The organism is Enterobacter sp. BNK-16 (assembly GCF_048684955.1).
In the GTDB taxonomy this organism is placed as follows: Bacteria; Pseudomonadota; Gammaproteobacteria; order Enterobacterales; family Enterobacteriaceae; genus Enterobacter; species Enterobacter bugandensis.
The window spans coordinates 1,892,841-1,918,403 of record NZ_JBLQTQ010000001.1; the positions used below are offsets into that span (position 1 = coordinate 1,892,841).

At 56.4% G+C, this 25,563-nt stretch carries 22 protein-coding genes; 17 read left to right on the forward strand and 5 right to left on the reverse strand.

From position 1 onward, the window contains the following. Nucleotides 1-14: 14 nt before the first annotated feature. The 16 genes from ACMGGH_RS09125 (at nucleotide 15) to mutT (ending at nucleotide 20,084) form a co-directional block, all read left to right on the forward strand. Entirely contained in the window at nucleotides 15-1,781 is a 1,767-nt protein-coding gene (locus tag ACMGGH_RS09125; RefSeq protein WP_028015504.1) for a peptidoglycan glycosyltransferase FtsI, read from the forward strand. Beyond that, nucleotides 1,768-3,255: a UDP-N-acetylmuramoyl-L-alanyl-D-glutamate--2,6-diaminopimelate ligase gene (gene murE / locus ACMGGH_RS09130; RefSeq protein ID WP_232948618.1), complete on the forward strand. Its 1,488-nt coding sequence runs from the start codon at nucleotides 1,768-1,770 to the stop codon at nucleotides 3,253-3,255. Before ACMGGH_RS09125 ends, murE begins: the two co-directional genes overlap by 14 nt. Beyond that, nucleotides 3,252-4,610, forward strand: a complete 1,359-nt coding sequence (murF, locus tag ACMGGH_RS09135; protein ID WP_048960680.1) for a UDP-N-acetylmuramoyl-tripeptide--D-alanyl-D-alanine ligase — start codon at nucleotides 3,252-3,254, stop codon at nucleotides 4,608-4,610. Before murE ends, murF begins: the two co-directional genes overlap by 4 nt. Beyond that, a complete protein-coding gene (gene mraY / locus ACMGGH_RS09140; RefSeq protein ID WP_008501985.1) occupies nucleotides 4,604-5,686 on the forward strand; it encodes a phospho-N-acetylmuramoyl-pentapeptide-transferase in 1,083 nt (360 codons plus the stop codon). The genes murF and mraY overlap by 7 nt, the downstream gene beginning before the upstream one ends. A gap of 2 nt (nucleotides 5,687-5,688) precedes the next feature. Further along, the gene (gene murD, locus ACMGGH_RS09145; protein WP_028015507.1) at nucleotides 5,689-7,005 is read left to right on the forward strand and encodes a UDP-N-acetylmuramoyl-L-alanine--D-glutamate ligase; all 1,317 of its coding nucleotides are present in this window, start codon (nucleotides 5,689-5,691) and stop codon (nucleotides 7,003-7,005) included. Further along, nucleotides 7,005-8,249 carry a cell division protein FtsW gene (gene ftsW / locus ACMGGH_RS09150; RefSeq protein ID WP_028015508.1) on the forward strand — a complete coding sequence of 415 codons (1,245 nt, stop codon included), beginning with the start codon at nucleotides 7,005-7,007 and terminating at the stop codon, nucleotides 8,247-8,249. The genes murD and ftsW overlap by 1 nt, the downstream gene beginning before the upstream one ends. Beyond that, nucleotides 8,246-9,310, forward strand: coding sequence for an undecaprenyldiphospho-muramoylpentapeptide beta-N-acetylglucosaminyltransferase (murG, locus tag ACMGGH_RS09155; protein WP_232948617.1), 1,065 nt, complete (start codon nucleotides 8,246-8,248; stop codon nucleotides 9,308-9,310). Before ftsW ends, murG begins: the two co-directional genes overlap by 4 nt. Nucleotides 9,311-9,366: 56 nt before the next feature. Further along, nucleotides 9,367-10,842 (forward strand): UDP-N-acetylmuramate--L-alanine ligase, encoded by a 1,476-nt coding sequence (murC, locus tag ACMGGH_RS09160; protein WP_028015510.1) that lies wholly within the window; start codon nucleotides 9,367-9,369, stop codon nucleotides 10,840-10,842. Next, nucleotides 10,835-11,755 (forward strand): D-alanine--D-alanine ligase, encoded by a 921-nt coding sequence (locus tag ACMGGH_RS09165; protein WP_126326308.1) that lies wholly within the window; start codon nucleotides 10,835-10,837, stop codon nucleotides 11,753-11,755. The genes murC and ACMGGH_RS09165 overlap by 8 nt, the downstream gene beginning before the upstream one ends. Before the next feature lies 1 nt (nucleotide 11,756). After that, a complete protein-coding gene (gene ftsQ / locus ACMGGH_RS09170; RefSeq protein ID WP_045259458.1) occupies nucleotides 11,757-12,599 on the forward strand; it encodes a cell division protein FtsQ in 843 nt (280 codons plus the stop codon). Next, nucleotides 12,596-13,852, forward strand: coding sequence for a cell division protein FtsA (gene ftsA / locus ACMGGH_RS09175; RefSeq protein WP_006173845.1), 1,257 nt, complete (start codon nucleotides 12,596-12,598; stop codon nucleotides 13,850-13,852). The genes ftsQ and ftsA overlap by 4 nt, the downstream gene beginning before the upstream one ends. Nucleotides 13,853-13,915: 63 nt before the next feature. Further along, nucleotides 13,916-15,067: a cell division protein FtsZ gene (gene ftsZ, locus ACMGGH_RS09180; protein ID WP_008501978.1), complete on the forward strand. Its 1,152-nt coding sequence runs from the start codon at nucleotides 13,916-13,918 to the stop codon at nucleotides 15,065-15,067. Nucleotides 15,068-15,168: 101 nt separating this feature from the next. Beyond that, on the forward strand, nucleotides 15,169-16,086 hold the full coding sequence (gene lpxC, locus ACMGGH_RS09185) for a UDP-3-O-acyl-N-acetylglucosamine deacetylase (RefSeq protein ID WP_006810110.1): 918 nt from the start codon (nucleotides 15,169-15,171) through the stop codon (nucleotides 16,084-16,086). Nucleotides 16,087-16,366: 280 nt separating this feature from the next. After that, entirely contained in the window at nucleotides 16,367-16,870 is a 504-nt protein-coding gene (gene secM / locus ACMGGH_RS09190) for a secA translation cis-regulator SecM (protein ID WP_227442077.1), read from the forward strand. A 58-nt stretch (nucleotides 16,871-16,928) separates the two neighbouring features. Next, nucleotides 16,929-19,634, forward strand: a complete 2,706-nt coding sequence (gene secA, locus ACMGGH_RS09195) for a preprotein translocase subunit SecA (RefSeq protein WP_028015514.1) — start codon at nucleotides 16,929-16,931, stop codon at nucleotides 19,632-19,634. A gap of 57 nt (nucleotides 19,635-19,691) precedes the next feature. Continuing rightward, nucleotides 19,692-20,084, forward strand: a complete 393-nt coding sequence (gene mutT, locus ACMGGH_RS09200; protein WP_232948616.1) for an 8-oxo-dGTP diphosphatase MutT — start codon at nucleotides 19,692-19,694, stop codon at nucleotides 20,082-20,084. 34 nt (nucleotides 20,085-20,118) lie between these two features. Here the strand turns inward: mutT and yacG are convergent, their stop codons facing one another. Genes yacG through coaE form a run of 3 tightly spaced genes read right to left on the reverse strand, consistent with a single transcriptional unit; the run spans nucleotide 20,119 to nucleotide 21,686 of the window. Then, the gene (gene yacG, locus ACMGGH_RS09205) at nucleotides 20,119-20,313 is read right to left on the reverse strand and encodes a DNA gyrase inhibitor YacG (protein WP_028015516.1); all 195 of its coding nucleotides are present in this window, start codon (nucleotides 20,311-20,313) and stop codon (nucleotides 20,119-20,121) included. Between the two features lie 9 nt (nucleotides 20,314-20,322). Then, a complete protein-coding gene (gene zapD / locus ACMGGH_RS09210) occupies nucleotides 20,323-21,066 on the reverse strand; it encodes a cell division protein ZapD (RefSeq protein ID WP_232948615.1) in 744 nt (247 codons plus the stop codon). Further along, entirely contained in the window at nucleotides 21,066-21,686 is a 621-nt protein-coding gene (gene coaE, locus ACMGGH_RS09215; RefSeq protein ID WP_232948614.1) for a dephospho-CoA kinase, read from the reverse strand. The genes zapD and coaE overlap by 1 nt, the downstream gene beginning before the upstream one ends. A gap of 228 nt (nucleotides 21,687-21,914) precedes the next feature. On the opposite strand from coaE, the gene ACMGGH_RS09220 reads away from it, so the two are divergent. Further along, the gene (locus ACMGGH_RS09220) at nucleotides 21,915-22,958 is read left to right on the forward strand and encodes a GMP reductase (protein WP_028015519.1); all 1,044 of its coding nucleotides are present in this window, start codon (nucleotides 21,915-21,917) and stop codon (nucleotides 22,956-22,958) included. A gap of 41 nt (nucleotides 22,959-22,999) precedes the next feature. Here the strand turns inward: ACMGGH_RS09220 and hofC are convergent, their stop codons facing one another. Together hofC and gspE are read right to left on the reverse strand one after the other, a co-directional pair. After that, entirely contained in the window at nucleotides 23,000-24,184 is a 1,185-nt protein-coding gene (hofC, locus tag ACMGGH_RS09225) for a protein transport protein HofC (protein ID WP_232948613.1), read from the reverse strand. Further along, nucleotides 24,174-25,556 (reverse strand): type II secretion system protein GspE, encoded by a 1,383-nt coding sequence (gene gspE, locus ACMGGH_RS09230; RefSeq protein ID WP_232948612.1) that lies wholly within the window; start codon nucleotides 25,554-25,556, stop codon nucleotides 24,174-24,176. Before gspE ends, hofC begins: the two co-directional genes overlap by 11 nt. Nucleotides 25,557-25,563 lie beyond the last annotated feature (7 nt).

The window sequence follows — 25,563 nt, forward strand, 5'->3', positions numbered from 1 at the left end:
GGAAAACGCGACGCATGAAAGCAGCGGCAAAAACGCTAAAACCAAAACGTCAGGAAGAACAGGCCAACTTTATCAGTTGGCGTTTTGCGTTGCTTTGCGGCTGCATTTTACTGGCGCTGGGTTTTCTGCTGGGACGCGTGGCCTGGCTGCAAATCATCGCCCCTGACATGCTGGTACGCCAGGGCGATATGCGCTCTCTGCGCGTTCAGGAAGTCTCTACCTCCCGCGGGATGATCACCGACCGTTCCGGTCGTCCGCTGGCGGTGAGCGTGCCGGTGAAGGCGATCTGGGCCGATCCGAAAGAGCTGCACGACGCCGGTGGTATTACCCTTGATAACCGCTGGAAAGCGCTGTCAGATGCGCTGAAAATGCCGCTGGATCAGCTGGCTTCCCGCGTTAATGCGAACCCGAAAGGGCGTTTTATCTATCTGGCGCGTCAGGTTAACCCTGACATGGCGGACTACATTCGAAAACTGAAGCTGCCGGGCATTCATCTGCGCGAAGAATCCCGTCGTTACTATCCGTCCGGCGAAGTAACCGCTCACCTCATTGGCTTCACCAACGTCGACAGCCAGGGGATTGAGGGCGTTGAAAAAAGCTTCGATAAGTGGCTCACCGGCCAGCCGGGCGAGCGAATTGTGCGTAAGGACCGCTACGGGCGCGTCATCGAAGATATCTCCTCCACGGACAGTCAGGCAGCGCATAACCTGGCCCTAAGTATCGACGAGCGCCTGCAGGCGCTGGTCTACCGCGAGCTGAACAACGCCGTGGCGTTTAACAAGGCAGAATCCGGCAGCGCCGTGCTGGTGGATGTCAGCACCGGAGAAGTGCTGGCCATGGCCAACAGTCCTTCCTACAACCCGAACAACTTTACCGGCACCGCAAAAGATGCGATGCGTAACCGGGCGATTACCGACGTGTTCGAACCCGGCTCCACGGTGAAACCGATGGTGGTGATGACGGCGCTTCAGCGCGGTATCGTCAATGAAAATACGGTCCTGAACACGATCCCTTACCGTATTAACGGCCACGAGATTAAAGACGTGGCGCGCTACAGCGAATTGACCCTGACCGGGGTGTTACAGAAGTCGAGTAACGTCGGTGTTTCAAAGCTGGCGTTAGCGATGCCGTCCTCAGCGTTAGTAGAGACTTACTCACGTTTTGGACTTGGAAAGGCGACCAATTTGGGGTTGGTCGGAGAACGCAGTGGCTTATATCCTCAAAAACAACGGTGGTCTGACATAGAGAGGGCCACCTTCTCTTTCGGCTACGGGCTAATGGTAACCCCGTTACAGTTAGCGCGAGTCTACGCAACGATTGGCAGCTACGGCGTCTATCGCCCGCTGTCCATCACCAAAGTTGATCCACCGGTTCCGGGCGAGCGTATCTTCCCGGAATCCATCGTTCGTACCGTTGTGCACATGATGGAAAGCGTGGCGCTGCCGGGCGGCGGCGGCGTGAAGGCGGCCATCAAAGGCTATCGCATCGCCATTAAAACCGGTACGGCGAAAAAGGTGGGGCCAGACGGCCGCTACATCAACAAATACATTGCCTATACCGCAGGCGTTGCGCCTGCAAGCAATCCGCGTTTTGCGCTGGTGGTCGTGATTAACGATCCACAGGCGGGTAAATACTACGGCGGCGCCGTTTCCGCGCCTGTGTTTGGCGCCATCATGGGCGGCGTGTTACGCACCATGAACGTTGAACCAGATGCGCTGGCGACGGGCGAAAAAAGTGAATTTGTAATTAATCAAGGCGAGGGTACAGGTGGCAGATCGTAATTTGCGCGACCTTCTCGCTCCGTGGGTGCCAAATGCACCGGAGCGAGCACTGCGAGAGATGGTACTGGACAGCCGCGTGGCTGCTTCTGGCGATCTTTTTGTGGCAGTGGTTGGTCATCAGGCGGACGGGCGTCGTTATATCCCGCAGGCGATTGCGCAAGGTGTGGCTGCCATTATTGCTGAGGCTAAAGACGAGGCAACCGACGGTGAGATCCGTGAAATGCACGGGGTGCCGGTTATCTATCTCAGCCAGTTGAATGAGCGTCTCTCTGCACTGGCAGGACGCTTTTATCACGAACCTTCCGACCAGCTGCGTCTGGTTGGCGTGACGGGCACGAACGGAAAAACCACCACCACGCAGTTGATGGCGCAGTGGGCTCAGTTGCTGGGTGAAACCGGTGCGGTGATGGGTACCGTGGGTAACGGCCTGCTGGGCAAAGTGAGCCCGACGGAAAACACCACCGGTTCGGCGGTTGACGTACAGCACGTGCTTGCCGGTCTGGCAGGGCAGGGGGCAACCTTTGCCGCGATGGAAGTTTCTTCGCACGGCCTGGTACAGCACCGCGTCGCAGCACTGAAGTTTGCTGCTTCAGTGTTCACCAACCTGAGCCGCGATCACCTTGATTATCATGGTGATATGGAACACTACGAAGCCGCGAAATGGCTGCTGTTCTCTACTCACCATTACGGCCAGGCCATTATCAACGCCGACGACGAAGTGGGCCGCCGCTGGCTTGCGAAGCTGCCAGACGCGGTAGCGGTGTCGATGGAAGACCATATCAATCCGAACTGCCACGGCCGCTGGCTGAAGGCCGTTGACGTTAACTATCACGACAGTGGCGCGACGATCCGCTTTGCCTCTTCCTGGGGTGAAGGTGAAATTGAAAGCCGCCTGATGGGGGCGTTCAACGTCAGCAACCTGCAGCTGGCGCTGGCAACGCTGCTGGCGCTGGGTTATCCGATGGCGGAACTGCTGAAAACGTCAGCGCGTCTCCAGCCGGTTTGCGGCCGTATGGAAGTGTTTAGCGCGCCGGGCAAACCGACCGTGGTTGTCGATTATGCCCACACGCCGGATGCGCTGGAAAAAGCGCTGGAAGCGGCACGCCTGCACTGCACCGGTAAACTCTGGTGCGTCTTCGGCTGCGGTGGCGATCGCGACAAAGGTAAACGTCCCCTGATGGGCGCCATTGCGGAGCAGTTCGCGGACATTCCTGTGGTCACCGATGACAATCCGCGTACCGAAGAGCCGCGCGCCATCATCAACGACATTCTGGCGGGTATGCTGGACGCCGGTCGCGCCCGTGTGGTGGAAGGCCGCGCGGAAGCCGTGACAAACACCATCATGCAGGCAAAAGAAAATGATGTCGTTCTGCTGGCCGGTAAAGGCCATGAAGACTATCAGATTGTTGGCAATCGTCGTCTGGACTACTCTGACCGCGTAACGGCAGCGCGTCTGCTGGGAGTCGTCGCATGATTAGCATCACCTTAAGCCAGGCCGCTGCGGTACTGCACGGCGAGCTGCTGGGCCAGGATCTGACCATTGACGCGGTCACCACCGACACCCGTAAAGTGACCGCGGGCTGTCTGTTTGTGGCGCTGAAAGGCGAACGTTTTGACGCGCATGATTTTGCCGGACAGGCCAAAGAAAACGGCGCTGGCGCGCTGCTGGTCAGCCGCAGGCTGGATATCGATTTACCGCAGATAGTGGTGAGCGATACGCGTCTCGCGTTCGGTGAACTGGCCGCCTGGGTTCGTCAGCAGGTGCCTGCTCGCGTTGTCGCGCTGACTGGGTCATCGGGCAAAACGTCAGTGAAAGAGATGACGGCGGCCATCCTCAGCCAGTGCGGTAATACGCTTTATACCGCAGGCAACCTCAATAATGACATCGGCGTGCCGATGACATTACTTCGCCTTACTAAAGAGCATGAGTTTGCGGTGATCGAGTTAGGGGCAAACCACCAGGGCGAAATCGCCTGGACCGTGAGCCTGACTCGCCCGGAAGCGGCGCTGGTGAATAACCTCGCGGCAGCGCATCTGGAAGGCTTTGGCTCGCTGGAAGGCGTGGCAAAAGCGAAAGGCGAAATCTACACCGGTCTGCCTGCTGACGGCATTGCCATTCTCAATGCCGACAACAACGACTGGCTGAACTGGCAGAGCATCATTGGCTCGCGTAAAACCTGGCGCTTCTCGCCGAACGCGGCCAACAGTGACTTTACCGCGACCAATATCCATGTGACGTCGCACGGTACGGAATTCACGCTTGCTACCCCAACGGGTGACGTAGACGTGCTGTTACCGCTGCCGGGACGCCATAACATCGCCAATGCGCTGGCAGCAGCGGCCTTGTCGACGGCGGTGGGAGCGTCACACGAGGCGATTAAAACCGGGCTGGCGAATTTGAAAGCCGTGCCGGGACGCCTGTACCCGATCCCGCTTGCAGAAAACAAATTGCTGCTTGATGACTCCTACAACGCGAACGTCGGCTCAATGACGGCGGCGGTGCAGGTGCTATCTGAAATGCCGGGCTACCGCGTCATGGTGGTTGGCGACATGGCGGAGCTGGGCGATGAAAGCGAAGCCTGTCATACCCAGGTGGGTGAAGCGGCGAAAGCGGCGGGACTGGACTGCGTGCTGAGCGCAGGAAAACTGAGCCAGGCGATTAGCCATGCCAGCGGCGTTGGCGAACATTTTGCCGACAAAGCCGCGTTGATTGAGCGCCTTAAGGCATTGATTACAGAAAAACAAATTGTGACAGTGTTAGTGAAAGGTTCACGTAGTGCCGCCATGGAAGAGGTTGTGCACGCATTACAGGAGAACGGGACATGTTAGTTTGGCTGGCCGAACATTTGGTCAAATATTATTCAGGCTTTAACGTCTTTTCGTATCTGACGTTTCGCGCCATCGTCAGCCTGCTGACTGCGCTGTTCATCTCGTTGTGGATGGGCCCGCGCATGATTGCCCGTCTGCAAAAACTCTCTTTCGGCCAGGTCGTACGTAACGACGGTCCGGAGTCGCACTTCAGCAAGCGCGGTACGCCGACGATGGGCGGGATCATGATCCTGACCGCGATCGTCGTTTCTGTACTGCTGTGGGCCTATCCGTCTAACCCGTACGTCTGGTGCGTGCTGACCGTACTGGTGGGCTACGGCATTATCGGGTTTGTGGATGATTACCGTAAAGTCGTCCGCAAAGACACGAAGGGCCTGATTGCCCGCTGGAAGTATTTCTGGATGTCAGTGATTGCGCTGGGCGTTGCCTTCGCGCTGTATCTGGCAGGAAAAGATACGCCCGCCACCGAACTGGTGGTGCCGTTCTTTAAAGACGTGATGCCGCAGCTGGGGCTGTTCTACATCCTGCTGGCCTACTTTGTAATTGTTGGTACCGGTAACGCCGTTAACCTGACCGATGGCCTGGATGGTCTGGCGATTATGCCAACCGTCTTCGTGGCGGCTGGTTTTGCGCTGGTGGCGTGGGCGACCGGTAACATGAACTTTGCGAACTACCTGCACATCCCTTATCTGCGTCACGCGGGTGAGCTGGTGATCGTCTGTACGGCGATAGTCGGCGCGGGGCTGGGCTTCCTCTGGTTCAACACTTATCCGGCGCAGGTCTTTATGGGTGACGTCGGTTCTCTGGCGCTGGGCGGCGCGCTGGGCATTATCGCCGTGCTGCTGCGTCAGGAGTTCCTGCTGGTGATCATGGGCGGCGTGTTTGTGGTTGAAACCCTGTCGGTGATTTTGCAGGTCGGCTCCTTCAAGCTGCGCGGTCAGCGCATCTTCCGTATGGCGCCGATCCACCACCACTATGAACTGAAAGGCTGGCCGGAGCCGCGCGTGATTGTGCGCTTCTGGATTATTTCGCTGATGCTGGTGCTGATTGGCCTGGCAACGCTGAAGGTACGTTAATCATGGCAGATTACCAGGGTAAAAAAGTCGTTATCATCGGGTTAGGCCTCACTGGCCTCTCCTGCGTGGACTTTTTCCTTGCGCGCGGCGTGACGCCGCGTGTGATGGATACGCGTGTCTCTCCGCCGGGTCTGGACAAACTGCCGGAACAGGTTGAACGCCACCTTGGTGGTCTGAATGATGACTGGCTGCTGGCAGCCGATCTGATTGTCGCCAGCCCGGGTATGGCGCTGGCGCACCCTTCACTGAGCGCTGCTGCGGATGCGGGCGTTGAGATTGTCGGCGATATCGAGCTGTTCTGCCGCGAAGCGCAGGCGCCGGTTATCGCGATCACCGGTTCTAACGGCAAAAGCACCGTCACTACCCTGGTGGGTGAAATGGCGAAAGCGGCAGGCATGAACGTAGGGGTAGGCGGCAATATCGGTCTGCCCGCGCTGATGCTGCTGGACAAAGGCTGCGAGCTGTACGTTCTGGAACTTTCCAGCTTCCAGCTTGAAACCACCTCCAGCCTGCATGCGGCGGCGGCAACGATCCTCAACGTGACGGAAGATCATATGGATCGGTATCCGTTTGGTCTGCAGCAGTATCGCGCGGCCAAGCTGCGTGTTTACGAAAATGCCAAAGTTTGCGTGGTTAACGCCGACGACGCGCTGACCATGCCGGTGCGCGGCGCGGACGAGCGCTGCATCAGCTTTGGTATCACCATGGGTGATTATCATCTGAACCGCCAGCTGGGCGAAACCTGGCTGCGCGTGAAAGGTGAAAAGGTGCTGAACGTGAAGGAGATGAAGCTTTCCGGCCAGCACAACTATACCAATGCCCTGGCGGCGCTGGCACTGGCAGATGCCGTAGGGCTGCCGCGCTCTTCCAGCCTGAAAGCGTTGACCACGTTTTCCGGCCTGGCACACCGTTTCCAGCTGGCGCTGGAGCATAACGGCGTGCGCTGGATTAACGACTCCAAAGCGACCAACGTGGGAAGCACGGAGGCCGCGCTGAACGGTCTGCACGTTGACGGCACCCTGCATCTTCTGTTGGGTGGCGACGGCAAATCCGCTGATTTCTCCTCCCTGAAACAGTACCTCACTGGCGATAACATCCGCCTGTACTGCTTTGGCCGTGACGGCAGCGAGCTGGCTGAACTACGCCCGGAAGTTGCTGAGCAAACTGAAACGATGGAACAGGCGATGCGCCTGATTGCCCCGCGCGTGCAGCCTGGCGACATGGTTCTGCTCTCCCCGGCGTGCGCCAGCCTCGATCAGTTTAAGAATTTCGAACAGCGTGGCGATGTCTTTACCCGCCTTGCGAAGGAGTTAGGCTGATGCGTTTATCTCTCCCTCGCCTGAAAATGCCGCGCCTGCCAGGATTTGGAATTCTGGTGTGGCTGTTTGCGGCGCTGAAAGGCTGGGTGATGGCTTCACGGGATAAAGATTCCGATAGCCTGATTATGTACGACCGCACCCTGTTCTGGCTGACGCTGGGGCTGGCGGCGATCGGATTTATCATGGTGACCTCAGCCTCTATGCCCGTTGGACAGCGTCTGGCGAACGATCCCTTCCTGTTCGCCAAGCGTGACGGGCTGTACATCATTCTGGCGTTCTGCCTGGCACTGGTAACGCTTCGTCTGCCGATGGCGTTCTGGCAGCGCCACAGTACCGCGATGCTGATCGCCTCCATTATCATGCTGCTGATCGTGCTGGTTGTCGGGAGCTCCGTTAACGGGGCATCACGCTGGATCGCCTTCGGCCCGCTGCGTATTCAGCCTGCGGAGTTCACCAAGCTTTCGTTATTCTGCTACCTGGCAAACTACCTGGTGCGAAAAGTCGATGAGGTGCGTAACAACCTTCGCGGCTTCTTAAAGCCGATGGGCGTCATTCTGGTGCTGGCGATCCTGCTGCTGGCGCAGCCTGACCTCGGGACCGTTGTCGTACTGTTTGTCACCACGCTGGCGATGCTGTTCCTGGCAGGGGCCAAGCTGTGGCAGTTCATCGCCATCATCGGGATGGGGATTTCAGCGGTGGTGCTGCTGATCCTCGCCGAGCCTTACCGTATCCGCCGCGTGACCTCGTTCTGGAACCCGTGGGAAGATCCGTTCGGTAGCGGTTACCAGCTGACGCAGTCGCTGATGGCGTTTGGCCGCGGTGAAGTCTGGGGGCAAGGTCTGGGCAACTCGGTACAGAAACTGGAGTATTTACCGGAGGCGCACACCGACTTCATCTTCTCCATTATTGGGGAAGAACTGGGTTATATCGGTGTGGTATTAGCGCTTTTAATGGTATTCTTCGTCGCTTTCCGCGCCATGTCGATTGGCCGAAAAGCGCTGGAGATCGATCACCGCTTCTCAGGCTTCTTAGCCTGCTCAATTGGTATCTGGTTTAGCTTCCAGGCGCTGGTTAACGTCGGGGCCGCAGCGGGTATGCTGCCGACCAAAGGTCTGACGTTGCCGCTGATCAGCTATGGTGGTTCGAGCCTGTTGATCATGTCGACGGCCATTATGTTTTTGTTACGCATAGATTATGAGACGCGTCTGGAGAAAGCCCAGGCGTTTACACGAGGTTCACGATGAATCAACCGAAGCGGTTAATGGTGATGGCAGGCGGTACCGGTGGACACGTGTTCCCGGGGCTGGCGGTTGCGCACCATTTAATGGAGCAGGGCTGGCAGGTACGCTGGCTGGGAACCGCAGACCGCATGGAAGCCGACCTGGTACCGAAGCATGGTATTGAGATCGACTTTATTCGTATTTCCGGCCTGCGAGGCAAAGGCCTCAAGGCCATGCTGCTGGCGCCGGTGCGTATTTTTAATGCCTGGCGTCAGGCGCGCACCATCATGAAGCGCTTTAAGCCCGATGTGGTGCTGGGTATGGGCGGCTATGTTTCTGGTCCCGGCGGGCTGGCCGCGTGGTCGTTAGGCATTCCCGTTGTTCTGCACGAGCAGAACGGTATTGCCGGTCTGACCAACAAGTGGCTGGCGAAAATCGCCACCAAAGTGATGCAGGCGTTTCCCGGCGCGTTTCCGAAAGCGGACGTGGTGGGTAACCCGGTGCGCGTCGACGTGCTGGCGCTGCCTCTACCGGATGCCCGCCTGGCGGGACGTGAAGGCCCGGTTCGTGTTTTGGTCGTTGGTGGTTCTCAGGGTGCGCGCATTCTGAATCAGACAATGCCGCAGGTGGCGGCAAAGCTGGGTGATGCCGTGACTATCTGGCACCAAAGCGGTAAAGGCGCTCAGCAGACCGTTGAGCAGGCGTACGCTGATGAAGGCCAGCCGCAGCATAAAGTGACGGAATTTATTGACGATATGGCCGCAGCCTATGCCTGGGCCGATGTCGTGGTCTGCCGCTCTGGCGCGCTGACGGTGAGCGAAATCGCCGCCGCCGGCTTGCCAGCGCTGTTCGTGCCGTTCCAGCACAAAGACCGACAGCAGTACTGGAACGCGCTGCCGCTTGAGAAAGCCGGCGCGGCGAAAGTTTTTGAGCAGCCACAATTTACCGCCGACGCGGTCGCCACCACCCTGGCGGGCTGGAACAGAGACGTATTGCTTGAGATGGCTGAACGCGCGCGCGCGGCGGCTATCCCTGATGCGACGGAACGGGTGGCAAAAGAAGTGAGTCTGGCAGCCCAGGCTTAACCCTCGCAGCGCGTGTTGCGCTGCACGAATTTTAAGTAGTCGATGGCGTTTAGAGAATGAATACACAACAACTGGCAAAACTGCGTTCAATCGTGCCCGAGATGCGTCGCGTCCGGCACATTCACTTTGTTGGCATCGGTGGTGCCGGCATGGGCGGTATTGCCGAAGTGTTAGCTAACGAAGGTTATCAGATCAGCGGGTCTGACCTGGCGCCAAACCCTGTTACGCAGCAGCTGGCGTCGCTTGGGGCGACTATCTATTTCAACCATCGCCCGGAAAACGTGCGCGATGCAAGCGTGGTGGTGGTATCGAGCGCCATCTCCTCTGACAATCCGGAAATCGTTGCCGCGCACGAAGCGCGCATTCCAGTGATCCGCCGCGCAGAAATGCTGGCGGAACTGATGCGGTTCCGTCACGGCATTGCGATTGCCGGTACCCACGGTAAAACCACGACCACGGCGATGGTTTCCAGCATTTATGCGGAAGCGGGTCTCGATCCGACCTTTGTCAACGGCGGTCTGGTGAAAGCCGCAGGTGTACATGCGCGTCTGGGCCACAGCCGTTATCTGATTGCGGAAGCGGATGAGAGCGACGCGTCGTTCCTGCACCTGCAGCCGATGGTGGCGATTGTCACCAACATCGAAGCCGACCATATGGATACTTACCAGGGCGACTTCGAAAACTTAAAGCAGACCTTCATCAACTTCCTGCACAACCTGCCGTTTTATGGCCGCGCGGTGATGTGCGTGGACGACCCGGTGATCCGCGAGCTGCTGCCGCGCGTCGGTCGTCAAATCACCACCTACGGCTTCAGCGAAGACGCTGACGTCCGCGTGGAAGAGTACAAACAGATTGGTGCGCAGGGGCATTTCACACTGGCGCGTCAGGACAAAGAGCTGCTGCACGTCACGCTGAATGCGCCAGGGCGCCATAACGCACTTAACGCCGCAGCGGCAGTGGCTGTTGCGACGGAAGAAGGCATTGATGATGAGGCGATCCTGCGTGCGCTGGAAAGCTTCCAGGGGACGGGGCGTCGCTTCGACTTCCTCGGCGAGTTCCCGCTGGATGCGGTGAATGGTAAGCCAGGTACCGCGATGCTGGTGGACGACTACGGTCACCATCCGACGGAAGTGGACGCGACCATCAAAGCCGCACGCGCGGGCTGGCCGGAGAAGAATCTGGTGATGATCTTTCAGCCGCACCGCTTCACGCGTACCCGCGATCTTTATGACGATTTCGCCAGCGTGCTGTCACAGGTGGATACCCTGCTGATGCTGGATGTTTACGCCGCTGGCGAAACGCCAATTCCAGGCGCAGACAGCCGTTCCCTGTGTCGTACCATCCGCGGGCGCGGTAAAGTTGACCCTATTCTGGTTTCTGACCCGGCACAGGTGGCGGAAATTCTGGCACCGGTCCTGACCGGTAACGATCTCATCCTGATTCAGGGGGCGGGAAATATCGGCAAGATCGCCCGTACCTTAGCTGAAATCAAACTGAAGCCGCAAACCCAGGAGGATGAGCATCATGGCTGATAAGATTGCAGTCCTCTCTGGCGGCAACTCCGCCGAGCGCGAGGTTTCTCTGAATTCCGGCGCTGCCGTGCTGGCGGGCCTGCGTGAAGGCGGCGTAAACGCACATATTGTCGATCCAAAAGAGGTCGACGTGACGCAATTAAAAGCGATGGGCTTCGATAAGGTTTTTATCGCGTTACATGGTCGTGGCGGTGAAGACGGAACCCTGCAAGGGCTTCTGGAGCTGATCGGCCTGCCTTACACCGGCAGCGGCGTGATGGCATCCGCCATCTCTATGGATAAACTGCGCAGTAAGTTACTCTGGCAGGGAGCGGGTTTACCCGTTGCGCCGTGGGTGGCGCTGACGCGCGGCGAATTTGAATTGGGCCTGTCGGACAGCGTTAATACACGCATTGCGGCACTGGGCTTACCGGTTATTGTAAAGCCGAGCCGGGAAGGGTCGAGCGTCGGGATGTCAAAGGTCGATAAAGCTGAAGATTTAACATCTGCTTTAACGCTGGCATTTCAACACGATGAAGAAGTTCTGATTGAAAAATGGCTCAGCGGGCCGGAATTTACCGTCGCGATGCTTGGCGAAGAAATTTTACCGTCAATTCGCATCCAACCCGCCGGAGTCTTCTATGATTATGAGGCGAAGTATCTCTCTGATGAGACGCAATATTTCTGCCCTTGTGGTCTTGAAGCAGAGCGCGAAGCCGAATTACAGTCCCTGGTGCTTAAAGCCTGGAATGTTTTGGGCTGCAGCGGCTGGGGACGCATTGATGTGATGCAGGACAATGACGGGCAGTTTTATCTGCTGGAAGCCAATACCTCACCGGGAATGACCAGCCACAGCCTTGTGCCGATGGCGGCGCGTCAGGCGGGAATGAGCTTCTCGCAGTTAGTCGTACGTATTCTGGACCAGGCGGGCTGATATGTCTCAGGCTGCATTGAACACGCGCAACCGCGATGACGAAGAAGAATACACTTCTTCACGCCGGAGTAATGGAACGCGTCTTGCAGGAATAATTTTCCTGCTCGGGGTGCTGTGCACCGTGTTTATCAGCGGCTGGATGGTGCTGGGCTGGATGGAAGACGCACAGCGGTTGCCGCTGTCAAAGCTGGTGGTGACCGGTGAGCGTCACTACACGCGTAACGATGATATTCGCCAGTCTATTCTGGCGCTGGGATCGCCCGGCACCTTTATGACGCAGGACGTCAATATTATCCAGAGCCAGATTGAACGTCTGCCCTGGATAAAACAGGCGAGTGTCAGAAAACAATGGCCTGATGAATTGAAGATTCATCTGGTTGAATATGTGCCCATTGCGCGTTGGAATGATCAGCACATGGTTGACGTAGATGGAAATTCCTTCAGCGTCCCGAGCGATCGTGTCAACAAGCAAAATTTACCGATGTTGTATGGCCCTGAAGGCAGCGAAAACGAAGTATTGCAGGGTTTTCGTGAAATGGGGCAGGTGCTGGCGAAGGACAGGTTTACGTTAAAAGATGCTGCGATGACGGCGCGCCGCTCCTGGCAGCTGACGTTGACGAACGGCATTAAGCTCAACCTGGGACGCGGCGACACAATGAAACGTCTTGCGCGTTTTGTAGAACTTTACCCGGTTTTACAACAGCAGGCGCAGGCGGACGGCAAACGGATAAGCTACGTTGATTTGCGCTATGACTCAGGCGCAGCAGTCGGTTGGGAGCCGGCTCCGGTCGAGGAACCTAATCAGCAACAGAATCAGGCACAGGTACAGGCAGAACAACAATGATCAAGGCGACGGACAGAAAACTGGTAGTTGGACTGGAGATTGGCACCGCGAAGGTTGCCGCTTTAGTAGGGGAAGTTCTGCCCGACGGTATGGTCAATATCATTGGCGTGGGCAGTTGCCCGTCCCGTGGTATGGATAAAGGTGGGGTAAACGACCTTGAGTCGGTGGTGAAATGCGTACAGCGCGCCATCGACCAGGCTGAATTAATGGCAGATTGCCAGATTTCTTCTGTCTATCTGGCCCTTTCTGGCAAGCACATTAGCTGCCAGAACGAAATCGGTATGGTGCCGATTTCTGAAGAAGAAGTGACGCAGGAAGATGTTGAAAACGTTGTGCATACGGCGAAGTCCGTGCGCGTTCGCGATGAGCATCGCGTGCTGCACGTGATCCCGCAGGAATATGCGATTGACTACCAGGAAGGGATCAAGAACCCGGTTGGTCTGTCTGGCGTTCGTATGCAGGCAAAAGTGCACCTGATCACATGTCACAACGATATGGCGAAGAACATCGTAAAAGCCGTTGAACGTTGTGGCCTGAAAGTTGACCAACTTATTTTCGCCGGTCTGGCGGCAAGTTATTCCGTGCTGACCGAAGACGAACGTGAACTGGGTGTCTGTGTGGTCGATATCGGTGGTGGTACAATGGACATGGCCGTGTATACCGGCGGTGCGCTGCGCCACACCAAAGTGATCCCTTACGCAGGGAACGTTGTGACCAGCGATATTGCTTACGCTTTTGGTACGCCACCGAGCGATGCAGAAGCGATTAAAGTACGCCACGGCTGTGCGCTGGGGTCTATCGTTGGTAAAGATGAGAGCGTTGAGGTGCCGAGCGTGGGTGGCCGTCCGCCGCGTAGCCTGCAGCGCCAGACGTTGGCAGAGGTAATTGAGCCGCGCTATACCGAGCTGCTCAACCTGGTCAACGAAGAGATTTTACAGCTTCAGGAACAGCTTCGTCAGCAGGGTGTTAAGCATCATCTTGCGGCGGGGATTGTATTAACCGGCGGTGCAGCGCAAATTGAAGGTCTTGCGGCCTGCGCTCAGCGCGTGTTCCATACGCAGGTGCGTATTGGTGCGCCGCTGAATATTACCGGTTTAACGGATTATGCTCAGGAGCCGTACTATTCAACGGCTGTGGGCCTGCTTCACTACGGGAAGGAATCTCATCTCAGTGGTGAAGCGGAAGTGGAAAAACGCGTCTCAGTGGGGTCGTGGGTCAAACGACTGAACAACTGGCTGCGAAAAGAGTTTTAATTTTTTAAAGAGACCGGAGAGAATTAGCGGTCTCGGGCGACAGGCACAACGGAGAGAGAAATTATGTTTGAACCTATGGAACTGACCAACGACGCGGTGATTAAAGTCATCGGCGTCGGTGGCGGCGGCGGTAACGCCGTAGAGCATATGGTGCGTGAACGCATTGAAGGTGTTGAATTCTTCGCAGTTAACACCGATGCGCAGGCACTGCGTAAAACGGCAGTAGGCCAGACTATCCAGATCGGCGGTGGCATCACCAAAGGGCTGGGCGCTGGGGCTAACCCGGAAGTCGGTCGCAACGCGGCTGAAGAAGATCGTGAAGCCCTGCGTGCTGCACTGGAAGGTGCGGACATGGTCTTCATCGCAGCAGGCATGGGCGGCGGTACCGGTACCGGTGCAGCACCTGTTGTCGCTGAAGTAGCTAAAGATTTAGGTATCCTGACCGTTGCTGTCGTGACCAAGCCTTTCAACTTCGAAGGCAAAAAGCGTATGGCCTTCGCGGAGCAGGGTATCACCGAGCTGTCCAAGCATGTGGACTCGCTGATCACCATCCCGAACGACAAGCTGCTGAAAGTTCTGGGTCGTGGTATCTCCCTGCTTGACGCCTTCGGCGCAGCAAACGACGTGCTTAAAGGCGCGGTCCAGGGTATCGCAGAACTGATTACCCGTCCTGGCCTGATGAACGTTGACTTTGCAGACGTTCGCACCGTCATGTCCGAAATGGGCTACGCGATGATGGGCTCTGGCGTGGCGAGCGGCGAAGACCGTGCGGAAGAAGCGGCTGAAATGGCGATCTCTTCTCCACTGCTGGAAGATATCGATCTGTCCGGTGCGCGCGGCGTGCTGGTCAACATTACCGCTGGCTTTGACCTGCGTCTGGATGAGTTCGAAACCGTGGGTAATACCATCCGCGCGTTCGCTTCTGACAACGCGACCGTGGTAATCGGTACTTCCCTTGACCCGGAAATGAACGACGAGCTGCGTGTTACCGTTGTTGCGACCGGTATCGGTATGGACAAGCGTCCTGAGATCACCCTCGTGACCAACAAGCAGACTCAGCAACCGGTAATGGATCGTTACCAGCAGCACGGTATGTCTCCTCTGACTCAGGAGCAAAAACCGGCCGCGAAAGTGGTGAACGACCCAACGCCGCAAACGGCAAAAGAGCCAGATTATCTGGACATCCCGGCGTTCCTGCGTAAGCAAGCTGACTAAGAATTGGCTGGAATTTGGGGATTTGCGCTCTTTGTGCTAAACTGGCCCACCGTTAGTGATATACACTCTCGGTTGGATAGTTAATTTGGCGAGATTATACGATGATCAAACAAAGGACACTTAAACGTATCGTTCAGGCGACGGGTGTCGGTTTACATACCGGCAAGAAAGTCACACTGACGTTACGCCCTGCGCCGGCCAATACCGGGGTCATCTATCGTCGCACCGACTTGAATCCACCGGTAGATTTTCCGGCCGATGCCAAATCTGTGCGTGATACAATGCTCTGTACTTGTCTGGTGAACGAGCATGACGTGCGGATTTCTACCGTAGAGCACCTGAACGCCGCCCTGGCGGGTCTGGGTATCGACAACATTATTGTTGAAGTCGATGCGCCAGAAATCCCGATTATGGATGGTAGTGCTGCGCCGTTCGTTTATCTGTTGCTGGATGCCGGCATCGAAGAACTGAACTGTGCTAAGAAATTTGTTCGCATCAAAGAGACCGTTCGCGTCGAAGATGGCGACAAGTGGGCTGAATTCAAACCGTACAATGGTTTCTCGTTGGACTTTACCATCGACTTTAACCATCCGGCGATTGACTCCAGCACTCAGCGCTACGCGATGAACTTCTCTGCTGATGCGTTTATGCGCCAGATCAGCCGCGCTCGTACGTTTGGCTTCATGCGTGATATCGAATATCTGCAGTCCCGCGGCCTGTGCCTGGGCGGCAGCTTCGATTGTGCCATCGTTGTTGACGATTATCGCGTACTGAACGAAGACGGCCTGCGTTTTGAAGATGAATTCGTTCGTCACAAAATGCTGGATGCGATCGGCGACCTGTTCATGTGTGGTCACAACATCATTGGTGCATTTACCGCGTTCAAATCCGGTCATGCACTGAACAACAAATTGTTGCAGGCCGTCCTGGCAAAACAGGAAGCCTGGGAATATGTGACCTTTGAAGACGAAGCGGAACTGCCGCTGGCGTTCAAAGCACCGACTATGGTCCTGGCGTAACGGTTAACGCCGTTTCGTAAGAAAAGCGACTGGTTCACCTGGTACTCTCTCCGACCAGGGAAGCCAGTCGTTTTTATTTCTGCCCTTCTTTGATTTGCCCCTCTACTCCCTGGCCATTGTCGGGTGCCGAATAACGGTGTGTTCGCTGCATTATTGACCGTTTTTACCTGCTGCAAGGTGTCATTCCTGCTGCTGCGTATTGGCTTTAGTGGTAATATCTGGGCGCTAAAAAAGAATAATTGAACTCAGCCTGCACTGGCGGGCGATTGTGGTGGAGCAAGTGAGCGGAATACTGACGCGCTGGCGACAATTTGGCAGACGTTACTTCTGGCCGCATCTCTTATTAGGGATGGTCGCGGCGAGTTTCGGCTTGCCTGCGCTCAGCAACAGTGCGGAAGCGGCGACGCCAGCACGTTCCACGACAACTAAACACGATCTCTCGACGCGGGTTAACTTTACTAATCTCGCGTGGCTTGAAGCCAGCCGTCGTCCTAATTTCTCCGTTGATTACTGGCAGCAGCACGCCATCCGCACGGTTATTCGTCATCTGTCGTTCGCGATGGCGCCGCAGACAATGCCTGTTGCTGAAGAGTCGCTGCCGGTTCAGGCTCAGCATCTTGCCCTGCTCGATACGCTTAATGCGCTTCTGACGCAGGATAACCAGCCGCCCGTGACCGTGAGTCAGACGGCGCAAACCTGGTCAGTTCCTCCTGTATCATTCTCCGTTTCGACATGGATTAGCCAGGTTCACGGCATCCGTGCCGGGCCTCAACGCCTCAGCTAAATTAACCTTTTTCAATACCTTAATTTATCTGCCCGTCTGGGGCGTTTGAGAATTTATTATGCTAATCAAATTATTAACCAAAGTTTTTGGTAGTCGTAACGATCGTACCCTGCGCCGTATGCGCAAAGCTGTTGCCGTCATCAACGGTATGGAACCGGCAATGGAAAAGCTCTCCGATGATGAGCTGAAAGCGAAAACCGCGGAGTTCCGCGCGCGCCTGGAAAAAGGCGAAACCTTAGAAAGCCTGATCCCGGAAGCCTTCGCCGTTGTACGTGAAGCCAGTAAACGCGTGTTTGGCATGCGTCACTTCGACGTTCAGCTGCTGGGCGGGATGGTGCTTAACGAGCGCTGCATCGCGGAAATGCGTACCGGTGAAGGTAAAACCCTGACCGCAACGCTGCCGGCTTACCTGAACGCGCTGACCGGTAAAGGCGTTCACGTCGTTACCGTCAACGACTATCTGGCGCAGCGTGACGCCGAAAACAACCGTCCACTGTTCGAATTCCTCGGCATGACCGTCGGCATCAACATGTCCGGCCTGCCTGCGCCAGCCAAGCGTGAAGCGTATAACGCGGACATTACCTACGGTACCAACAACGAATACGGCTTCGACTACCTGCGCGACAACATGGCGTTCAGCCCAGAAGAGCGCGTGCAGCGTAAACTGCACTATGCGCTGGTGGATGAGGTGGACTCCATCCTGATCGATGAAGCGCGTACTCCGCTGATCATCTCCGGCCCGGCCGAAGACAGCTCTGACATGTACCGTAAAGTCGACAAAATCATTCCACACCTGCTGCGTCAGGAGAAAGAAGACTCCGATACCTTCCAGGGTGAAGGTCACTTCTCCGTGGATGAAAAAGCGCGCCAGGTGAACCTGACCGAACGCGGTCTGGTGAAAATCGAAGAGCTGCTGGTGGCTGAAGGCATTATGGAAGAGGGCGAGTCCCTGTATTCCCCGAGCAACATCATGCTGATGCACCACGTGACCGCCGCGCTGCGCGCCCACGCGCTGTTCACCCGCGACGTTGACTACATCGTGAAAGACGGTGAAGTCATCATTGTCGATGAACACACCGGCCGTACCATGCAGGGTCGTCGCTGGTCCGATGGCCTGCATCAGGCCGTTGAAGCGAAAGAAGGCGTGGATATCCAGAACGAAAACCAGACGCTGGCATCCATCACCTTCCAGAACTACTTCCGTCTGTATGAGAAGCTGGCGGGGATGACCGGTACCGCAGATACCGAAGCGTTTGAATTCAGCTCCATCTACAAGCTGGATACCGTGGTTGTGCCAACCAACCGTCCGATGATCCGTAAGGATATGCCGGACCTGGTGTACATGACCGAAGCGGAAAAAATTCAGGCGATCATCGAAGATATTCGCGACCGTACTGCCAATGGTCAGCCGGTTCTGGTGGGGACCATCTCCATCGAGAAATCCGAGGTGGTTTCCAATGAGCTGACCAAAGCAGGCATCAAGCACAACGTTCTGAACGCCAAGTTCCACGCTAAAGAAGCGGACATTGTTGCTCAGGCGGGCTATCCGGCAGCCGTGACCATCGCCACCAACATGGCGGGTCGTGGTACCGATATTATGCTCGGCGGTAGCTGGCAGGCTGAAGTCGCTGAGCTGGAAAACCCAACGCCAGAGCAGATCGAGCAGATCAAAGCCGACTGGCAGGTGCGTCACGACGCGGTGCTGGCATCCGGTGGTCTGCACATCATTGGTACCGAACGTCACGAGTCTCGTCGTATTGATAACCAGCTGCGTGGCCGTGCGGGCCGTCAGGGTGATGCCGGTTCTTCCCGCTTCTACCTGTCTATGGAAGATGCGCTGATGCGTATTTTTGCCTCCGACCGCGTGTCCGGCATGATGCGTAAGCTGGGCATGAAGCCTGGTGAAGCCATTGAGCACCCATGGGTGACTAAAGCGATCGCTAACGCCCAGCGTAAAGTGGAAAGCCGCAACTTCGATATTCGTAAGCAGCTGCTGGAATATGATGACGTGGCCAACGATCAGCGTCGCGCGATCTACACCCAGCGTAACGAACTGCTGGACGTGTCCGACGTGAGCGAAACCATCAACAGCATCCGCGAAGATGTGTTCAAAGCCACCATCGACGCGCATATTCCGCCGCAGTCTCTGGAAGAGATGTGGGACGTTGAAGGCCTGCAGGAACGTCTGAAAAACGACTTCGATCTCGATCTGCCAATCAAAGAGTGGCTGGACAAAGAGCCTGAGCTGCATGAAGAGACCCTGCGCGAACGTATCTTTGAAACCGCGCTGGAGGTTTATAAGCGTAAGGAAGAAGTGGTTGGCGCTGAGATGATGCGTCACTTCGAAAAAGGCGTGATGCTGCAGACGCTGGACTCCCTGTGGAAAGAGCACCTGGCGGCGATGGACTACCTGCGTCAGGGGATCCACCTGCGCGGCTATGCGCAGAAAGATCCGAAGCAGGAGTACAAGCGTGAATCCTTCTCCATGTTTGCCTCTATGCTGGAGTCACTGAAGTACGAAGTGATCAGCACCCTGAGCAAGGTTCAGGTGCGCATGCCGGAAGAAGTGGAAGCAATGGAGCAGCAGCGTCGTGAAGAAGCTGAGCGTCTGGCGCAGATGCAGCAACTGAGCCACCAGACTGACGAGAGCGAAGCCGCAGCAGCGATCGCCGCGCAGACCGGCGATCGTAAAGTTGGTCGTAACGATCCGTGCCCGTGTGGTTCCGGTAAAAAATACAAGGCGTGCCACGGCCGCCTGAGCTAAGAACATAACTAACTGAAAAGGCGCAGATATCTGCGCCTTTTTTATGGAAGTGACGCTATGAAAATACTGCAAATTGCCGTCGGGATCATTCGCAACCCGCAAAACCAAATCTTCATCACCCAGCGCGCTGCTGAAGCCCATATGGCGAACAAGTGGGAGTTTCCTGGCGGGAAAATCGAATCAGGAGAAACGCCGGAAGAGGCGCTGGTGCGTGAGCTGCAGGAAGAGGTGGGGATTACCCCGCTTGGCGCCACGCTGTTCGATAAGCTGGAGTATCAGTTTCCCGACAGGCACATCACGCTGTGGTTCTGGCTGGTGGAAAGCTGGGAAGGTGAACCCTGGGGAAAAGAGGGACAGCCGGGTAACTGGGTGGAACTTCAGGTCAGTGATGCCGACAAATTCCCGCCAGCCAATGAGCCTGTGATCCGCCGCTTAGCGACAAACATGTAGGCCTGCCGAATGAATCGCCAGCAGGCTTTGAACGTTACTGCTGGCTTTCGCTCCAGTCATCGCTATCCGAGAGGTCGCCTTCGCTCGGAATTCGTTTCTCTTCCGCCGCCCATTCGCCCAGATCAATGAGCTGACAGCGCTTGCAGCAGAACGGGCGAAACGGACTTACTTCTCCCCAGACGACAGTTTTCCCACAGGTTGGGCAGTTTACGGTGGTGACGTCAGACATTGGCACTCCTTAACAACAGGCCAGTTCAAAATCGAGGCGTTCCGGCACGGTGCCATTTTCACTGTCCAGCGGCATAAAGCGGATCGCGAAACGGCTTTTATGCCCGGAAATTTGCGGATAAAGCTGCTCGCCAAGAGACAAATTTAGACGCAGAAGATCGGCGTCGTCGCCGTTGTCCTGATAAAAACCGTTGAGACTGGTTTGCTTGCGGAACGGGGCAGAGTTACGCACAAGATCGAGGATCAGCGATAGCGTCTGATTCATCGGCTCCAGGCTACCCAGCCAGCTGTTTATCTGGCGATCGCGCTGTTCCTGCGGCATATGCAGCCACATATGCAGCGTTGGCAGATCAAAGCTACAGCAACCGCCCGGTATACTCAGGCGCTGGCGCACCAGCGCTATCAAACGGTCTTCTCGTAAATATTGCCCAACGCGCGGCGCGGCCATCAGCGTCGTGCTGCTGTTTTTCAACTGCTGGCGTAAGGCGTCAATTCGACTTTGATCCACGCCCGGTACTTCGGCCCAGGCCTGTAATTTACGCTGCTGGCGCTCCAGCTCTTTCAACAGCTCCGTGCGGACATCGCCACGTTCAATCACATCCAGCAGATCGCCTACGTTGCGAAAGAAGTGCAACGCCGTGGCATGATCGTTAACAGGCAGATGTTGTGAAAGCTGTTGGATGAGAAATTCAATGCGCAGCCAGGTACGCATTTTTTCATTAAGCGGGTGCTCAAAAAGGATGTGAGTCGACATTATGGTTTTTCCTGTGCAACGGCCTGCGCGGCGAAGGTTAGATACTGCTCGTGCAGGCGGGCAACATCCGATGCAATGGCATCTGGTGCGCCGTTATTATCAATAACATCATCCGCAACGGCAAGGCGCTGAGCGCGAGTGGCCTGAGCGGCAAGAATTTGTTCAGCATGTTCACGCGAGACGTGGTCGCGCGTCACGGTTCGCTGGATTTGCGTCTCGGGTGTGACATCAATCACCAATACCCGATTGGCTTTCTTATGCAGCTGATTTTCTACCAGGAGCGGAACCACCCACAGGACATAGGGCGAGCGGGCTGCGGCTATCTGACGCTGAGTTTCCTGGTGGATAATGGGGTGGAGCAGGGCATTAAGCCAGGCTTTTTCCGCAGAATCGGAAAAAATATATTCGCGAAGCTGACGGCGGTTCAGTGTGCCATCGGCATTGATGATTGCCTGGCCGAAATGGTCGGCGATGGCCTTTAGCGCGGGTGTATTGGGCTCTACCACCTGACGGGCAATAATATCAGCATCAATAATCGCGATGCCGAGACGAGAAAACGCGTCCGCAACGGTACTTTTGCCACTACCGATGCCGCCGGTTACTGCGACGATATACCCCATTAAATCAAATCCTGGGAATTATTCATTATGGAAATCAGTTGCTTAAAAAACAAACGTGCGACAGTAATTGTTTGATTCTCTTTACCGGCTTTTTACCAGGTAAATTTATAGGATTGTAGCGTAAAAAAAGAGAATTTCGCAGTCTTGCGGAGCAGGTATTAGTGCGTATGATAGCGTCACTGGAGTTGTGCTTTTAACATATTTGCCTCTAACCCCAGGAATCCGCACATGCGTATCGAAGAAGATCTGAAGTTAGGTTTCAAAGACGTTCTTATCCGCCCTAAACGCTCTACACTGAAAAGTCGCTCAGACGTTGAACTCGAACGTCAATTCACCTTTAAACACTCCGGTCAGACCTGGTCTGGCGTGCCAATCATTGCTGCCAACATGGATACAGTCGGTACCTTTGAGATGGCAACGGCGCTGGCTCAGTTCGATATTCTTACTGCAGTCCACAAGCACTACACTCCTGAAGAGTGGAATGCGTTTGTTGCGTCTGCCTCTGCTGACGTGGTGAAGCACGTGATGGTTTCCACCGGTACTTCCGACGCCGATTTCGAGAAAACCAAACAGATCCTGAATGCTAACCCGGCGCTTAGCTTCGTTTGTATTGATGTGGCGAACGGTTACTCCGAGCACTTCGTGCAGTTCGTCAGCAAGGCGCGCGAAGCCTGGCCGACCAAAACCATCATCGCGGGTAACGTGGTGACCGGTGAAATGTGTGAAGAGCTGATCCTTTCCGGTGCCGACATCGTGAAAGTGGGCATTGGCCCGGGCTCCGTATGCACCACGCGCGTGAAGACCGGAGTTGGTTATCCGCAGCTTTCCGCGGTCATTGAATGTGCCGACGCGGCGCACGGCCTGGGCGGCCAGATCATCAGCGACGGCGGTTGCACCATGCCGGGCGATGTCGCAAAGGCCTTTGGCGGCGGCGCGGACTTCGTCATGCTCGGCGGTATGCTGGCAGGCCACGAAGAGAGCGGCGGCACCGTGGTGGAAGAGAACGGCGAGAAATTCATGCTGTTCTACGGTATGAGCTCTGAATCCGCTATGACCCGCCACGTCGGTGGCGTGGCAAAATACCGTGCGGCAGAAGGCAAAACCGTGAAGCTGCCTCTGCGCGGCCCGGTTGAAAACACCGCGCGCGACATCCTGGGCGGCCTGCGCTCAGCCTGTACCTACGTGGGTGCATCCCGCCTGAAAGAGCTGACGAAACGCACAACGTTTATTCGCGTTCAGGAGCAGGAAAACCGCGTTTTCAATAGCCTGTAATGGCTTTCGCTGGCGCATGCTCGTGCGCCAGCGCTGCTGCACTACCCCGCGCTCATCGCATCTCCCAGATGGAAAATCGGCAGATACATTGCCACCACCAGCGTGCCGATGATAACCCCCGTAACAACCAAGAGCAGTGGCTCCAGAAGCGCCGCCAGGTTGTCTGCCCGTTGAAAGGTCTGTTCCGTGTGATGGCGAGCAAGGTTTGCCAGCATGACGTCCAGCGAACCTGACATCTCGCCGGTTCGTAAAAGCTGAATACAGAGCGGGGTAAACATTGCCGCCTTCTGAAAGGACGACCAGACGGGGAGACCTTTTTCAATGTTCTCGCGTATGCTGCGGAGTATTCCCTGCCAGTACCGGCTTTCAACAGTCTCTTCTGCACTTTCAAGCCCCTGTAAGAATGCTATGCCCGCCTGCTGCGTGAGCGACAGCACGGTGAAGATCTGCCCCAGTTTTTGCCCTTTCGCCAGCGCGCCCATTACGGGAAAACTCAGCAGAATACGCTGCCAGCGAGGATGGTGTCGCAGAGGCCAGGCTGCGGTTACGGGAACAAGCAGCATCGCGAACAGCGCAAGGACATATGACTGCATAAACGCGGCTATCCCCATAACAATTCGCGTCAGCGCCGGAAGCGGGGTATTAAAGGTTTTGTAGATCGCGGCAAATTCGGGCAAAACCAGGGTGACCATTGCCAGCACGACGAGCACGGCCAGCGTCAGGACGATCGCCGGGTAGCGCAGCGCTTTTTTCACCTTCGCGCTGAGCTGCTGCTGCGCTTTTTGCTGCTCTGCAAGCTCTCGGCAGCACGCTTCAAGCTTCCCCGTTAGCTCTCCGGTTTTCACCATTGAGATATGCAGTGGGCTAAAGACCGCTGGCCACCGTTTGAGCGCCTCAGAAAAAGGACAACCTTCGCTGAGTTCATCGGCAACATTTTGCAGTAGCCCCCGCCACGGTTCTACTGGATGTTGGTCTGCCAGCATTTGCAGACTATGCGCGAGCGTCAGCCCAGCCTGCAGGAGCGTTGCGAGCTGACGAAACATCTCGTAGCAGTGATGTGGACGCCAGCGGTGCCTTTGAGCGCATCGGGTCAGGGCCAGAGGATGGAGGTCGTTACGCATCAGTCTGGTGAAGGCTGCGTTGCGGTCGGTGGCCCAGAGTACCCCGTGTCGGGGGGCTCCTTCAGCGGAGATTGCTCGCCAGCGCCAGAGTTGATTAGCAGCCATCGGGCATACCCAGAACACGCACTAACTCTTCAAGCGTGGTCATCCCTTGTTCAACGGCCATGCAGCCGTGTTCAAACAGCGAGATGAGTCCAGCCTGTCGGGCGCTGGCTTCAATCACCTCGGTGCCTGCCCCGCTGGCAATAGCCTGGCGCAGGGGATTATCGATCGCAAGTACTTCAAAAATGGCCACGCGCCCGTAAAAACCGTGATAACAACGATCGCAGCCTGCAGGCTGCCAGCGAGGAAGTTGCCGCGGCCAAACCGAGCGCGGCAGGTCCGTATGCTCCCCTGTTTTCTGTCGGCAGTGCGGGCAAAGGCGCCGAACCAGCCGCTGGGCAATCACCATCGAAAGCGCGGAAGAGATCATCCAGCGCGCCACGCCCATCTGCTCCAGACGAATGAGGGTTTCCGTCGTCGAGTTGGTGTGCAGCGTCGACAATACAAGATGCCCGGTCTGCGCGGCTTTGATGGCAATTTCTGCTGTTTCACCATCGCGGATTTCCCCGACCATAATGATGTCCGGATCCTGACGGAGCAGCGCTCTCAGTACGCTCTGGAATGTTAAGCCCGCGCGGGGGTTAACCTGCGTCTGATTTAACCCCGCAAGCGGGATCTCAATGGGATCCTCCACGCTGCAGATGTTGACGTCAGGGGTGTTACGCGCCTGCAGCGCGCTGTAGAGCGTTACGGTTTTGCCGCTGCCCGTCGGGCCGGTGACCAGAATTAGCCCCTGAGGCTGGTGGAGTACCTCATTAAAACAGGCCAGCTGTTTAGCGTTCATGCCAAGCGCGTTCGGCTCCAGCGCCTGCTGAACCTGATGTAGCAAACGCAGCACAATTTTCTCACCGCCGTTGCAGGGAAGCGTGGCGATACGAAACGAGACCGGCTCGTTTGTCAGCTCAATCGTAAACTGACCGTCCTGCGGCAAGCGTCGTTCCGCAATATCCAGATTACCCAGCACTTTTAACCGGGCGCTGAGCATCGTCGCCAGCGCGGCGGAAAGGGGAGGCTGCGGATAAAGTACCCCGTCGATACGTAAGCGGATCTGGCACGCGTGCTCCATTGGTTCGATATGGATGTCAGACGCGCGCTGGTTTACTGCCTGCTGCAGCGTGTGGTTGAGGATATCCACTGCGGAGTGGGGTTGCGAAACGACGGGCAGATGCGATTGCGCGGTTAACTGCCGGTGCTTTTCCATGCGTTCAGCGCTCCAGCATTCGATATCAATCCGCTTCTGGGTCGCGAAGCGCAGGGCCTCCATCAGTTCAGGCGCGGGGGTTCCCACGACGGCGATGCTAATCATGTCGCTGTCGCTGGTGAGCAGCAGGGCATGGTGGCGAAGACAAAGCGCCACGAGTTGATCGGTGTTCATTATCCGC